This is a genomic window from Arthrobacter castelli DSM 16402 (genome assembly GCF_000430705.1).
GTDB classification, from domain to species: domain Bacteria; phylum Actinomycetota; class Actinomycetes; order Actinomycetales; family Micrococcaceae; genus Arthrobacter_C; species Arthrobacter_C castelli.
On record NZ_AUMN01000007.1, the window covers coordinates 78,410 to 92,158 of the forward strand.

9 protein-coding genes and 1 tRNA gene are annotated in these 13,749 nt (G+C 64.7%); 8 read left to right on the forward strand and 2 right to left on the reverse strand.

Annotation, left to right across the window (positions count from 1 at the left end; genetic code table 11):
* Positions 1-113: 113 nt before the first annotated feature.
* Positions 114-317 (reverse strand): cold-shock protein, encoded by a 204-nt coding sequence (locus H535_RS0109465; protein ID WP_026819356.1) that lies wholly within the window; start codon positions 315-317, stop codon positions 114-116.
* A 328-nt stretch (positions 318-645) separates the two neighbouring features.
* Here H535_RS0109465 and H535_RS0109470 point away from each other — a divergent pair, with 328 nt between their 5' ends.
* The 4 genes from H535_RS0109470 (at position 646) to H535_RS0109485 (ending at position 3,186) form a co-directional block, all read left to right on the forward strand.
* Positions 646-1,740 carry a fatty acid desaturase family protein gene (locus H535_RS0109470; protein WP_026819357.1) on the forward strand — a complete coding sequence of 365 codons (1,095 nt, stop codon included), beginning with the start codon at positions 646-648 and terminating at the stop codon, positions 1,738-1,740.
* A gap of 4 nt (positions 1,741-1,744) precedes the next feature.
* Positions 1,745-2,212 (forward strand): tRNA adenosine(34) deaminase TadA, encoded by a 468-nt coding sequence (gene tadA, locus H535_RS0109475; RefSeq protein WP_155838643.1) that lies wholly within the window; start codon positions 1,745-1,747, stop codon positions 2,210-2,212.
* Between the two features lie 77 nt (positions 2,213-2,289).
* A tRNA-Ser gene (locus H535_RS0109480) sits at positions 2,290-2,377 on the forward strand.
* A 464-nt stretch (positions 2,378-2,841) separates the two neighbouring features.
* Positions 2,842-3,186: a hypothetical protein gene (locus H535_RS0109485; RefSeq protein ID WP_026819359.1), complete on the forward strand. Its 345-nt coding sequence runs from the start codon at positions 2,842-2,844 to the stop codon at positions 3,184-3,186.
* Between the two features lie 271 nt (positions 3,187-3,457).
* On the opposite strand, the gene putP is transcribed toward H535_RS0109485, so the two are convergent.
* Complete coding sequence (gene putP, locus H535_RS0109490) at positions 3,458-4,972, reverse strand: sodium/proline symporter PutP (protein WP_026819360.1); 1,515 nt, start codon at positions 4,970-4,972, stop codon at positions 3,458-3,460.
* Between the two features lie 590 nt (positions 4,973-5,562).
* Here putP and H535_RS24535 point away from each other — a divergent pair.
* The 4 genes from H535_RS24535 (at position 5,563) to H535_RS0109515 (ending at position 13,723) form a co-directional block, all read left to right on the forward strand.
* Entirely contained in the window at positions 5,563-6,756 is a 1,194-nt protein-coding gene (locus H535_RS24535; protein ID WP_245580248.1) for an AI-2E family transporter, read from the forward strand.
* Positions 6,757-6,785: 29 nt separating this feature from the next.
* On the forward strand, positions 6,786-7,577 hold the full coding sequence (locus H535_RS27730) for a DUF4232 domain-containing protein (RefSeq protein WP_162144875.1): 792 nt from the start codon (positions 6,786-6,788) through the stop codon (positions 7,575-7,577).
* 76 nt (positions 7,578-7,653) lie between these two features.
* Positions 7,654-12,888 carry an Lhr family ATP-dependent helicase gene (locus tag H535_RS27735; RefSeq protein ID WP_026819361.1) on the forward strand — a complete coding sequence of 1,745 codons (5,235 nt, stop codon included), beginning with the start codon at positions 7,654-7,656 and terminating at the stop codon, positions 12,886-12,888.
* 7 nt (positions 12,889-12,895) lie between these two features.
* On the forward strand, positions 12,896-13,723 hold the full coding sequence (locus H535_RS0109515; protein WP_026819362.1) for an Fpg/Nei family DNA glycosylase: 828 nt from the start codon (positions 12,896-12,898) through the stop codon (positions 13,721-13,723).
* The last annotated feature ends 26 nt before the right edge of the window (positions 13,724-13,749 follow it).

The window sequence follows — 13,749 nt, forward strand, 5'->3', positions numbered from 1 at the left end:
GCCGTTTAACGACCGCAGGGCCGGTCCCATGGATATCCATGGGACCGGCCCTGCGGTGCAAATAAACGCTTACCTGTCCCCTGCGGCGATAGCCATCGGGGACGAAGCGGTGCTTAGAGGGAGCGGATGTTCGCTGCCTGCAGGCCCTTCGGGCCCTGCTGGGTTTCGAACTCGACCTTCTGGTCTTCGCGCAGTTCGCGGTAACCCGAAGCATCGATTGCCGAGTAATGGGCGAAAACGTCGGCGCTGCCATCTTCAGGCGCGATGAAGCCGAAGCCCTTTTCGGAATTGAACCACTTAACGGTGCCTGTAGCCATAACTTTGTACTCCTCTGGAGATTGGATGTTTTGACCCGGTATTTTCCGGACCAAATGCAGCGGTGTTCTTGACCGCCGTTCAGAGAAGCACAAGATCCGCTTGGATGGGATCGTGGTGCCACAAATAAAATGCGTAACACAACTACTACCCGTCCAGCCTACCGCATCCCGCCCGGATCATGCGCATCGGCATGAATCCGCGCTTTTGGCGGGTAGCGTCGCCGCCCATCAGACACTGATCAGGTTTAACGGCTATGATGGAGGTATCTGCAGGGCAATCGCCCGTTTTCGCGGCTGGGAAGTCGGAATCAAACACCCCAGGAACCGTATGAGTATTACTGCACCATCAACACCCCAACCCACCGTCCGCTCCACCACGAGGGCAAGCGCCGCCACCAGCGGCTACGCCAACCTGATGCGGACCGTACGCGACGCCGGACTTCTGCACCGGCGTCGTTCTTTTTATATTTCGCTCTTCATCGGCCTGACGCTGGCCCTCGGAGGCGCCGTCAGCGGATTCGTCCTTCTGGGCGACAGCTGGTTCCAGCTGTTGATCGCCGGTGTGCTGGGGATCCTCTTCACCCAGCTGGCGTTCCTGGCCCACGAAGCCTCCCATCGCCAGGTCTTCGCCTCCGGCCCCGCAAACGACCGGGCCGGCCGGATACTGGCCAATGCCGCCGTCGGCATCAGCTACCAGTGGTGGATGAACAAGCACACCCGCCACCACGCCAAACCCAACACCATCGGCAAGGATCCTGACATCGCGCAGGACACGATTTCCTTCCTGCCTGAAGACGCGGCGAAACAGTCCGGCTTCATGGGGTGGCTGACCCGCCGACAGGGATACCTCTTCTTCCCGCTATTGATGCTCGAGGGCGTGAATCTGCACTTCACCTCCATCCGGTCGCTGTTCGCCAAGGGTGCAGTCAAGGGCCGCAAGCGCGAACTGTATGTGGTCTTCGCCCGGCTTGGCCTGTACGTCGGCGCCATCTTCGTGTTCCTTCCGCTGGGTATGGCCTTTGCATTCCTCGGCGTCCAGCTGGCCGTCTTTGGTGTCTACATGGGGGCGTCCTTTGCTCCCAACCACAAGGGAATGCCCGTGCTGCCCAAGGACAGTAAAGCCGACTTCCTGAGCCGCCAAGTGCTGACCAGCCGCAATATCACCGGTGGCAAGGCCATCGATTCGTTGCTGGGCGGGCTGAACTACCAGGTGGAGCACCACCTGTTCCCCAACATGCCGCGGCCGAATCTGGCCAAGGCGAGCGAGATCGTCCGCGAATACTGTGCCGAGCACAAGATTCCATACACTGAGACGTCATTGCTCAAGTCCTACGGAATTGTGGTCCGCTACCTGAACGACGTCGGGCTCTCCGCCCGCGATCCGTTCGAGTGCCCCATCACCTCCCGGTTCCGCCGCCAGTAGGCTAATGCACCGCGAGGGTATGGACCGCTACACCGGATGGATGGATCTGGCGCTCAATGAAGCGCAGCAGGCGCTCGAAACCGATGACGTTCCCATTGGCGCCGTCGTCGTCGGTCCGGACGGAACCGTGCTGGGCACCGGGCACAATGAGCGCGAAGCTGCGGCTGATCCCACCGCCCACGCCGAGATGATCGCCATCCGGCAGGCGGCCCGGGCGCTGGATCGCTGGATGCTCGACGACTGCACCCTGGCGGTCACCCTGGAGCCCTGCGCCATGTGCGCCGGGGCGGTGGTGCTCTCCCGGATCCCCCGGGTCGTTTTCGGGGCCTGGGACGAGAAGGCAGGGGCCGCCGGCTCCGTGTTCGATATCCTGCGGGAAAGAAGGTTGAACCATTGGGTTGAGGTCTACGCAGGCGTGAAGGAAGAACAATGCGGGACTCTGTTGCGGGAGTTTTTCGCCCGGCACCGGTGACAACGCGCCGGCTTCAGGCGTCTTGATTCCCGCCGTTTTGGGCTGCGGCCTTGCGAACCGGTAACGTAGCCCCAGTTGGTGGCGTGTCCGAGCGGCCGAAGGTGCATCACTCGAAATGATGTGTGGTGAGAGCCACCGTGGGTTCAAATCCCACCGCCACCGCCAACATGGAGCCCCGTTACTTCTGGTTATTCAAGCCGAAGTGGCGGGGCTTTCTGATGTGTCTTCCTTACCCGTAATTCTTACTGCCGGGGCGGGTGTGGAGCCTTTTAGCTTGGGAGAGTATTGAGCCATTGTGTGTGAACGCTCAACTCGACGCTCTCATGTCTTCGCGTCCGCCATCCAGAGGTTCTGGTCGATGAAACGTGGCGGCGCCCGGGGATGGGAACTTCATCACCGGCGAGAGATCAGCGACCGGCGAGCTGCCACTGAGCCTGCACGCTGTATAGTCACGCCCCCCACACACCGGAACGGAAGACAGACACAGCACATCGATCGCCGGATTCCAGCCCCGGGGCGGACGATACGATGAATATTCTTGGTTCTGCCTCGTCGCAGGCTTGGACCAAGACTTTCAGTGAAAGTGCTCGGAGTTCTGGCGGACTCCACAGCTAAGTAGGGAGGACACGATGAAGTCAGTAATCACCTATGCAAACGAACGAACCGCCGACTCCCACCCCGTGGTGCGGGGAGCCACGCAGTTTGCGGTGGGAGCCATAGCAGCGACCCTCATCGCACTGTCGTTGTTGCTCTTCAATCTTGGCGGCGCAAGCGCAGCGTCGGCCAGTGACGGTTGCTATTACGCGAAGCCGTGCGGGGCGCAGCCGAACGACGGACGGCCGCCGCCCAATCCCGAGGTAGCCTCCAACATAATGCAGTGCGGCGGTGCCGCAGGCATCGGCGCACTGTTTGGTGGCGGCTGGGCCGGCGCGGGAGCGGGCGCCGCAGGCTGTGCTTGGTCACAAATTTGGTGACGGAATAGCGCCAGAGATACAGGAACGCCCCGCTCAAACCGGTGAGGGAGTCATTAGCCCTGGCGAGCGGGGCATCTTCTCTGTATATGCAGGAGATACCGTGGGCCGCACAGCAGCACGGTGAGCGTCCACTGAGTAGGTTTCAGACATCTGCTGTTGGGATGCCTGCGATGGTTGACGGGTGACCAAACGTCAATCGACCGGCGGCCGCACCCTCGCGGGTGCCGCCGCCGGTCGGTTGACGCGGGGAGGAAGTACGTTGAAACCGCGGTTACTGAGCCGCTGCGTGCTCCTTTTCATCGGGCGGGGCCGGAGCGTCGAGGCGGCGGATTGCTTCCGCGAACTCAGCTTCGATCTCCGGGTTGCGCTTGTAGGTCAACAGGCTGACCACGACGGTGACAACCATATTGAACACGAAGCCTGGCACAATTTCGTACAACCAGTCGGACGCGCCGGTATTGCCCCAAATGAAGACCGTGGCTGCGCCGACGATCAGCCCGGAGAGCGCACCGGCAGCGGTGAGCTTCTTCCAGTAGAGAGCCAACAGGACGATCGGACCGAAGGAGGCGCCGAATCCTGCCCAGGCGAAGGACACCAAGGAGAGGATCGACTCATTCCTCCCGGCCGCGAGGGCAATGGCTATGATCGAAACGGCTAACACGCCCAGTCGGCCCAGAATGACTCCCTGTTTCGGCGTCAGGTTCTTCTTGGCGATCATGTTGTAGAGGTCCTCCACGAGTGCGGAGGAACTGACGACCAACTGCGAAGAGATGGTGCTCATAATCGCGGCGAGAACCGCCGCCAGCACGATGCCGGCTACGAACGGATGGAAGAAGACGTCAGCAAGAGCCAAGAACACCGCTTCCGGATCTTCCAGCGAAAGCTGCGGGTTCTGCTGGTAATAAGCGATACCAACCAGAGCGGTGAGTACGGCACCGACGACAGTGATAAACATCCAGCTGATCCCAATACGGCGTCCGGTTAGTGCGTCCTTGGGGCTGCGCAGCGCCATGAACCGGACGATGATGTGCGGCTGGCCGAAGTATCCCAGCCCCCAGGCAGCGGCGGAGATTATACCGACGACCGAACCTCCGGTGACAAGCTGCGTCATGGTTGGATCCACCTGGTTGATGGATTCGAACATTCCCCCAAATCCTCCGACCTGGGTCAGGCCGATGATGGGGACCACAATCAGCGCGGTCAGCATGAGCAGTCCCTGGGCGACATCGGTGAACGTCGCCCCCATAAAACCGCCGAAGAGGGTGTAGGCAATTGTCACACCCGCCACGACAACCATGCCGAGGAAGTAGCTCGAGTTGAAGGAAGTATCGAAGAACGTACCGCCGGCGACCATGCCGGACGAGACGTAGAAGGTGAAGAAGGAAAGAATGATGACGCCGGAGACAATCCTCAACAGGCGTGATCTATCCCTTAGCCGGTTCTCCAGGAAGCTCGGAACCGTAATGGAGTTGTTGGAAACCTCCGTGTAGCTGCGCAGCCGCGGCGCGACGAACTTCCAGTTCAGCCAAGCACCAATGGTCAGACCGATGGCCATCCAAGCCCCAATCAGCCCTGAGGTGTAAACAGCACCGGGCAGCCCCATCAGCAGCCAACTTGACATGTCGGACGCGCCGGCACTGAGGGCGGCAGTGCCTGGCCTCAGTCCCCGCCCGGCAAGCATGTAGTCATCGAGGTCACTCGTTTTACTGTATGCGTACCAGCCGATCCCCAGCATGGCGGCCATATAGACCACCATGGCCAGAATCTTGAACGTCTGGTCGTCCATGAAATGTCCTTCCGTATGGAAAAGTGCGTTGAGTGCAGCGGTCTACTATTCCAAGGCCGAGCAGACGATGGCTAATTATGTGTTACCCGTCACAGTGTAGACCTGTTGACAAATATGCACACTACTCATTTTGTATGGAGTGCTTCAGGTAATTCGCTAATTGCGGTCAGCGTCCAGTCCGGGTTCGGAGAAATCCGTGCCGGTCCGATTGACCCAGGCGGTCTGCATACCCGCGCGCGGCGTTGCAAAACCTTCCATCACATGGCGCACGGCGTCGTCCAGCCGGCGGTTCCGCATCTTCGAAATGGGATTTCATAACCGTCATATCGGACTAGCGTCCCGTTCACATCAAAGACGATGACAGTTGGTTTCAGGCTCATATGCGCCTTCCCTCGAAATAGTGCCCGCGTCTCCGTCCGGTTCTACAATCACAGGGCGGCCGATATAACCCTGCAACTGCTTTCGGTATTGGGCCTGCACGAGAGGGCGGGGATATTCAGTGCGCGTATTGGCCCCTCAAATGGGCCGGGCCTCGATAGGGTTGGGGTGGGGTGGCATGACCAGAGGCCCACCGAAAGGACAACGAGCGGATGAAATTGAAACGCAAACAGCCTGCCGGGGATATGCAACGCAATTCCGTAGAGCCGACGGGGGCGGTCAGCCGTTCCCGTCAACGGCCGCCGGTCTCCAGCGTCTGGTCCGACAGCCTGGGGCGGGTGGCAATGCGCACCCTGCAGATTCTGCTCATACTGACGCTGGCCATCGCCGCGATTTTCGCACTGATCCAGCTCAAGCTGGTTGTCATTCCGCTGCTGGTTGCCCTGCTGCTCGCTGCTGCCATCAGCCCGCTGGTGAACTTACTGCGCCGGCACAACGTGCCGAAGGTGCTGGCGACCTGGATAGCCTTGCTGACGTCCGTCGTCATACTGGGCGGAATCATCACTGGCATCGTGTTCGCCGTACGCAGTCAGTGGAACAACCTGATTGCCAACGCGAGCCGGGGTCTCGATCAGCTGCAGGATTTCATCGTCAGCGGTCCGTTGCCGATCAGCGATCAGCAGTTGACCCAGGCCCGCGAAGCGGCAATTGATTTCATTACCAGTACGCAATTCGGCAACAGCGCTATTGCCGGGCTCAGCGTCTTCGCCTCGATTGTCACCGGGCTGCTGCTGACAGTCGTTGTGCTCTTCTTCTTCCTGCAGGACGGGCTGGAAATCTGGGAGTTCTTCCTCAAGCCGTTGCGCGGCGAGCAGCGTAACCGCGCAGAGCGGATCGGTCACAGCTCGATGGTGGTGATGGGCGGCTATGTACGGGGAACGGCAATTATCGCCTTTGTCGACGCGGCAGCCATCGGTATTGCCTTGGCGATCCTCGGCGTTCCGCTGGCGCTGCCGCTGGCTGTCATTGTGTTCCTCGGTGCGTTCGTCCCCATTATTGGAGCCACCATTGCCGGCATCCTGGCCGCACTTGTGGCGCTGGTGACGAACGGGCCGATTGTCGCGCTCATTGTGGTGGCCGTCATCGTGGTCATCCAGCAGTTGGAGGGCAATCTGCTGCAGCCGCTGATCATGAGCCAGACGGTGAAGCTGCACGCGCTGGTGATACTGCTGGCCCTCACCGCCGGAACGATCCTCGGCGGAATCGTCGGCGCCGTGCTCTCCGTCCCGATCACGGCCGTGGCATGGACCATCATTAAGGTGTGGAACGGCCCGCCAGAGCCGGAACCGCCATTGGATAAGGCAACCGCGGACATGATCGGCGACGACAGGAATGTAGAAGCATGAGCATGTGTGGCTGGGGCCGAAACACTCTGATGAGGTCCATTGCAGCGGCTGCATCGGCGGCTGTCCTGATCGGGCTGACCGCTTGCAACCCGGCGTCGGAACCGCCCGACGGCGGGTCAACCGCAACCGAGTCGACAGCCGGCACGCCGACAGCAGGTGAGCCGACAGCGGAAGGATCTCCACCGGCAGATCAGCAGGCGCCCCCGGAGGGATCATCGACGCCGCAGCCGACCAAGGACGAGTCGGCTTCCCAGGACCCGCCGAAGACGGACCGTTCAAACCCGGCCGACGGTCCGACGTCGGGCACCCCGTCTTCGCCAGGCAGGGACGGAACCGCCGGTGGCCAACAGGGCGGTAAGAACACCGGGACCGGTCCTAACAGGCACGACAATGCCCCTTCACTGTGTGATGCTGCGGATATGAAGGGGGCGATCCAACAAATCCGCGGAGGTGGCGCCGCGGGCAGCGTCTACCGCGGGCTGGTATTGACCAACACGTCGGAAGAAGGGTGCGTCCTCAAAGGATACCCGGGCGTTTCCTTCGTCACTGCTGCTGGAGCGCAGATCGGAGCTGCCGCCGACCGGGATCTGTCCACCACGTCCCCGGCGCTCAGCTTGAAGCCCGGCGAGTCCGCAATGGCAACATTGCAGGTGATCCGGGCGGAGAATTATGGTTCCGCGTGCAACCTGACCGAGGCTGCCGGGCTGCGGGTCTATCCGCCGAGCGCCTACGACTCGCTGATCGTCGAACAGGAGATGAGCGCCTGCGCCTCTCCGGGGGTGGCATTGCTGACCATCGGAGCCTTCCAGCCCGTCAAATGACTACCGGAATGACCGCCGGGGAGTACAGCCGAAGGGACACTGCAATATCGTCGGTGCCGTACGGGATGATGGTCTGATGGATGCTCCACTGGAACAGTTCACCGCCGCCACCCGGCAGTGGTTCGAAGGAGCCTTTGCCGCGCCAACCGACTCACAGGTCGGAGCCTGGAACGCGATTACGGCCGATGCCAACACGCTGGTGGTTGCCCCGACCGGGTCCGGCAAGACCCTTGCCGCGTTCCTCTCCGCACTCGATCGATTAATCGCCCACCCGAATGAGGGCAAGCGCGGAACCCGGGTGCTGTACGTTTCGCCGCTTAAGGCGCTCGGCGTCGACGTCGAACGCAACCTGCGCTCCCCGCTGATCGGCATCGCCCAGACCGCGAAGAAGCTGTCAGTGGAACCGCCGCATGTCAGCGTCGGCGTACGCTCCGGCGACACCAGCCAGTCCGAGCGCCGGGCGATGCTGGCACGGCCTCCGGACATTCTAATCACCACACCGGAGTCATTGTTCCTGATGCTCACCTCCCGTGCGCGGTCCACGCTGGCCGACGTCGACACGGTAATCGTCGACGAGGTGCATGCGGTGGCCGGCACCAAGCGCGGAGCGCACCTGGCCCTGACGCTGGAACGGCTCGACGCCATGCTGTCCCGGCCGGCGCAGCGGATCGGTTTGTCCGCCACGGTGGAACCTCACGACACGGTGGCCCGTTTCCTGGGCGGCAATTCGCCGGTGACCATCGTTGCACCCGAGGCGCAGAAGAACTGGGATGTCACAGTCTCGGTCCCGGTGCCGGATATGACCGAGTTGCCAGCCGCTGCCGCGGACGACGACGACGGCACGGCACCGCAAGCTTCCATCTGGCCCCATGTGGAAGAACGGATTGCGGATCTGGTCGCGGCCAGGCAATCCAGCATTGTCTTCGCCAACTCGCGACGGCTGGCCGAACGGCTGACGTCGCGGCTCAATGAGATCCACGCGAACCGGCTGGCCTGGGCCGACACCTCGGTGCGGGATGTTCCCGACGGCCCGCGGCCGGCTTCCGGAAATGGTTCGAAGCCGCCGGCCGAAATCATGGCCCAGGCCGGCTCCACGTCCGGCGCCGGGCAGGGCGACGGTTCCGGAGGGCTAAGGCGAAGCGGCGAGGGGCCCGCCCCGAGCGTGCGAGGGGAGGGGGCCGCTGAAGACGCAGTGCTGGCCCGGGCGCATCATGGTTCGGTCAGCAAGGAGGCCCGGGCCCTGATCGAGGACGACCTCAAGTCCGGACGGCTGCGGTGCGTGGTCGCCACCAGCAGCCTGGAACTCGGCATCGATATGGGCGCCGTCGACTTGGTGGTCCAGGTTGAGTCCCCGCCGTCGGTCGCCAGCGGGCTGCAGCGCGTCGGCCGCGCCGGGCACCAGGTGGGCGAGATTTCCGAGGGGGTCTTCTTTCCCAAGCACCGCGGGGACCTGGTGCATTCTGCGATCACGGTTGAACGCATGCTCGCCGGGCGGATCGAACCGCTGTCCATACCGTCCAATCCGCTGGACGTGCTGGCCCAGCAGACCGTGGCGGCGTGCGCGCTGGACAGCATCGACGTCGAGGAATGGTTCGACGTCGTCCGCCGCTCGGCGCCCTTCGCCTCCCTCCCCCGGTCGGCGTTTGAAGCCACGCTGGACCTGATGGCCGGCCGATATCCCTCCGACGAGTTCGCCGGGCTGCGGCCGCGAATCGTGTGGGACCGGGTGGCCGAAACGATTACCGGCCGTCCCGGGGCGCAGCGCCTCGCCGTCACCTCCGGCGGTACCATCCCCGACCGCGGGCTGTTTGGTGTCTATCTGGTCAGCGGACAGGACACCGACACGTCGAAGGCGCCCGGCGGCCGCCGGGTGGGCGAGCTGGACGAGGAGATGGTCTACGAGTCCCGGGTGGGCGACGTCTTCGCGCTCGGGGCCACCAGCTGGCGGATCGAGGACATCACCCACGACCGAGTGCTGGTCACCCCCGCCTACGGCCAGCCCGGCAAGCTGCCCTTCTGGAAGGGGGACAGCCCCGGCCGGCCGGTGGAACTGGGCCGCGCGCTGGGCACCTTCATCCGGGAACTGTCCAACACCGACGCCGACACCGCCAGGAAGCGCTGCCTCGACTGCGGGCTCGACGACTGGGCGGTCGACAACCTGCTCGCGTATCTAACCGAACAGGCCACGGCCACCGGCCAGGTGCCTGACGACCGGGCACTCGTCGTCGAACGTTTCCAGGACGAGCTGGGCGACTGGCGGGTGGTGCTCCATTCCCCGTTCGGCATGCCCGTGCACGCCCCCTGGGCGCTGGCGGTGGGCGCCCGGCTGGAGCAGCGTTACGGGATGGACGGGTCAGCCATGGCCTCCGACGACGGCATCGTGCTGCGGGTGCCGATGATGGACGACGAGCCGCCCGGCGCCGACCTGTTCCTGTTCGATCCGGCCGAACTCGAAACCATCGTCACCGCCGAAGTGGGCGGATCCGCCCTGTTCGCCTCCCGGTTCAGGGAGTGTGCGGCACGGGCGCTGCTGCTGCCCCGGCAGAACCCTGGCAAGCGCTCCCCGCTCTGGCAGCAGCGGCAACGGTCCGCGCAGCTGCTGGACGTGGCGCGCAAGTACCCGACGTTCCCCATCGTGCTGGAAACGGTGCGCGAGTGCCTGCAGGACGTCTACGATGTGCCGGCGCTGCAGGACATTGCCGGGCAGATTGAACGCCGCGAGCTCCGGGTACTGGAGACCACCACCGGCCAGCCGTCCCCGTTCGCGCGCTCGCTGTTGTTCGGCTACGTCGCGTCCTTCCTCTACGAGGGCGACAGCCCACTGGCCGAGCGCCGTGCGGCGGCCTTGTCGTTGGATCCGTCGATGCTGGCCGAGCTGCTCGGCCGGGCGGAGCTGCGGGAATTGCTCGACGCCGAGGTTATCGCCCGTACGGAGGCGGAGCTCCAGCGGCTGGCACCGGACCGGAGGGTGCACGGGATTGAAGGGGTCGCGGACCTGCTGCGGCTGCTGGGTCCGCTGACGACGTCGGAGGTCGCCGCCCGGCTGGACTCAGGTGAGCGGAACGGCCCGAACGGCGCCGTACCAGCGGGCAGCGCGAGTGGAACCGGCAGCGCCGGCAGTGCGGGCAGCGCGGGTGGAACCGGCAGTGCGGGCAGCGCGGGTGGAACCGGCAGTGCGGGCAGCGCGGGTGGAACCGGCAGCGCGAGTGGAACCGGCAGCGCTGGCAGTGCCGGCGGCGCCGCTGCCCGTACATCCGCCGAGGTAGCTACTTCGCCGTCAGGTAGCCCGTTGCAAGGGGCTACCTCGCGGGTAAGGGACTACCTCAGTGGGGACGACGGCGGATATCCTCTCCGGGACTCCAACTGGCACCAGGGCGGCGACTACCCCGAAGGCAACCAGGGCGGCGACTACCCCGGAGGTAACCAGGGCGAGGACCCCGGAGGCAGCCCGGGCGGACACGAGGCGGCGCTGCTGCACTTGGAGAACCTGGTCAAGACGAACCGCGCGCTGCGTGTGAACATCGCAGGCATCGAACAGTGGGCGCCCATCGAAGATGCCGCCCGGTTGCGCGATGCGCTCGGAACACCGCTGCCCATGGGGGTGCCGCTGGCCTTCGTCGAACCGGTCGCTGACCCGCTCGGAGACCTGATCGGCCGGTATGCCCGCACGCACGGACCGTTCACCAGCGCCGAGACGGCCGGCCGGCTGGGACTCGGCACCGCCGTCGTCGAGTCCACCCTGCGCAGGCTTGCCGACGAGTCCCGGGTGGTCGAAGGGGAATTCCGACCCGCCGAATCCGGCCCCGCAGCCGACGATGCTGCGCTGGCCGGCCTCACCGTCGATCACGCTCCGGCCGGTTCCGAATGGTGCGACACCGACGTGCTGCGCAAACTGCGCCGGCGCTCGCTGGCCGCGTTGCGCCACGACGTCGAACCTGTCGATCCCGCAACCTACGGGCGGTTCCTTCCTTCGTGGCAGAACGTGATCGGCTCTCCAGGCTCCACCAGTTTGCGCGGACTGGAAGGCGTGGCTTCGGTCATCGACCAGCTCGCCGGCGTCCCCATCCCGGCATCGGCCTGGGAGCCACTGGTGTTGTCCGCGCGGGTGTCCGACTACTCGCCGTCGATGCTCGATGAACTCATGGCCAGCGGAGAGGTACTGTGGGCCGGTGCCGGATCCGTAGCCGGCAATGACGGGTGGATCAGCCTGCATCTGGCCGACAGCGCGCCGTTGACCTTGAACCCGTCGGACTCCTTCGAGCCCTCCCGCATGCAGCAGCGGATCATGGACTACCTCGAAAACGGTGGAGCTTACTTCTTCCGCCAGTTGGCGGACGTGGCCCTGGCCGGCACGGAAGCAGACGCCGCACCGGCCACACCTGCGGCCGAAGGCACCGGCGACGAGGCGGTCATCGACGCGCTGTGGGACCTGGCGTGGGAGGGCAGGATCAGCAACGACACCTTCACCCCGGTGCGGTCACTGCTGGCGGGAGGCCGCACCGCCCACAAGCAACGTGCCACCACTCCGCGGGTGCGTTCCATGCGGCACAGCAGGCGCGGTTCCCTGCCCGGGCGAGGCTTGGGGGCGCGCGGCATGGCGGGTTCCGCTGCGGGCGGGAGCTCCGGCGGGCCTCGCAGCTCTCCGCCGATCGTGGCCGGACGATGGTCGCTGTTGCCGGCCACGGAACGGGACACCACCGTGTACGCCCATGCCACCGCGGAGTTGCTGCTGGACCGCTATGGCATCCTCACCCGCGGCGCCGTGTCCGCCGAGGGAATCCCGGGAGGTTTCGCACTGCAATACAAGGTGTTGACCGGCCTCGAAGACATGGGCCGGTGCCGCCGCGGATACTTCATCGAGTCCCTGGGCGCTGCCCAGTTCGCGCTTCCCTCCACCGTCGACCGGGTCCGTTCGTTCAACGATGACGCGCAGCTACAGAAACGGGACCCCAATGCGGTGGCGCTGGCGGCAACAGACCCGGCCAACCCCTACGGCGCGGCCCTGCCATGGCCCGGCAGCGAGACCGGACACCGCCCGGGCAGGAAGGCCGGGGCCATGGTGATCCTGGTTGACGGGGAGCTCTCGTTGTACGTGGAAAGAGGCGGCAAAACTCTGTTGGCGTTCACGGACGACGACGGGATCCTCGCCCCGGCGGCCCGGGCACTGGCCGGCACAGTGCGCCGCGGCGCTGTCGACAAACTCGCCGTCGAGAAGGTCAACGGCACCGAAATCCTGGGCTCGCCGATGGGCCAGGCGCTGGAGGAGGCCGGCTTCTACACCACTCCGCGCGGCCTGCGTATCAGGAAATAGGAGCGCCGTGCCTGAAGGCGACACCGTCAGTGCGACCGCGAATCGCCTCCACCGTGCCCTGGCCGGCCGGGAGCTGATCCGCAGCGATTTCCGGGTTCCGCGGTACGCCACCGTGGATTTGTCCGGCAGCACTGTCACCGAGGTGGTGGCTCGCGGCAAGCACCTGCTGGTCCGCATCGACGCGGACACCCCGGTGACGGTGCACTCGCATCTGAAGATGGAGGGCACGTGGCATGTCTACCGCCCGGGTCAAAAATGGCGCCGTCCTGCCTTTACCGCACGCGTCGTGCTGACCACCCCCGACTCGGTCGCAGTCGGGTATTCTCTCGGGATTCTCGACGTGATCCCCACCGCCTCTGAACCGGGCGCCGTCGGACGCCTTGGTCCGGATCTGCTGGGCCCGGATTGGGATCTTCACGAGGCTCTCCGCCGGCTGCTGCGGAACCCGGATCGGGCCATTGGGCTGGCCCTGCTGGACCAGCGCAACCTCGCGGGTATCGGCAATATCCACCGCAATGAGGCGTGCTTCCTGGCCCGGGTGCACCCGGGCACCGCCGTGTCCGAGGTGCCACGGCTCGAGCGCATGGTCGCGACCGCCCGGCGGCTGCTGCAAGTGAATCGGGACCGGAAGCTCCGCACGGCGGCCGGCGCTGCATCAGCCGGCTCCGGATTGTGGGTCCACCGACGTCACGGCCGGCCGTGCCATCGGTGCGGGACGCTGGTGCGGCGGGGCCGGCTGGGGGATCCGACGACGGCGGCGCGCGACATCTACTATTGTCCTTTCTGCCAGCGGCCAGGTAATCAGGACGTGTTGGACACCTCCGGCATCGAGTGAAACTATAGGTGCTACCTCCGGCCCCG

Bases quoted from the DNA above. Each gene is read 5' to 3' on its own strand.
- H535_RS24535 (WP_245580248.1), top strand. From the start codon at position 5,563: ATGAAATTGAAACGCAAACAGCCTGCCGGGGATATGCAACGCAATTCC.
- H535_RS0109470 (WP_026819357.1), top strand. From the start codon at position 646: ATGAGTATTACTGCACCATCAACACCCCAACCCACCGTCCGCTCCACC.
- H535_RS27730 (WP_162144875.1), top strand. From the start codon at position 6,786: ATGAGGTCCATTGCAGCGGCTGCATCGGCGGCTGTCCTGATCGGGCTG.
- putP (WP_026819360.1), bottom strand. From the start codon at position 4,972: ATGGACGACCAGACGTTCAAGATTCTGGCCATGGTGGTCTATATGGCC.
- H535_RS0109485 (WP_026819359.1), top strand. From the start codon at position 2,842: ATGAAGTCAGTAATCACCTATGCAAACGAACGAACCGCCGACTCCCAC.
- H535_RS0109465 (WP_026819356.1), bottom strand. From the start codon at position 317: ATGGCTACAGGCACCGTTAAGTGGTTCAATTCCGAAAAGGGCTTCGGC.
- H535_RS27735 (WP_026819361.1), top strand. From the start codon at position 7,654: ATGGATGCTCCACTGGAACAGTTCACCGCCGCCACCCGGCAGTGGTTC.
- tadA (WP_155838643.1), top strand. From the start codon at position 1,745: ATGCACCGCGAGGGTATGGACCGCTACACCGGATGGATGGATCTGGCG.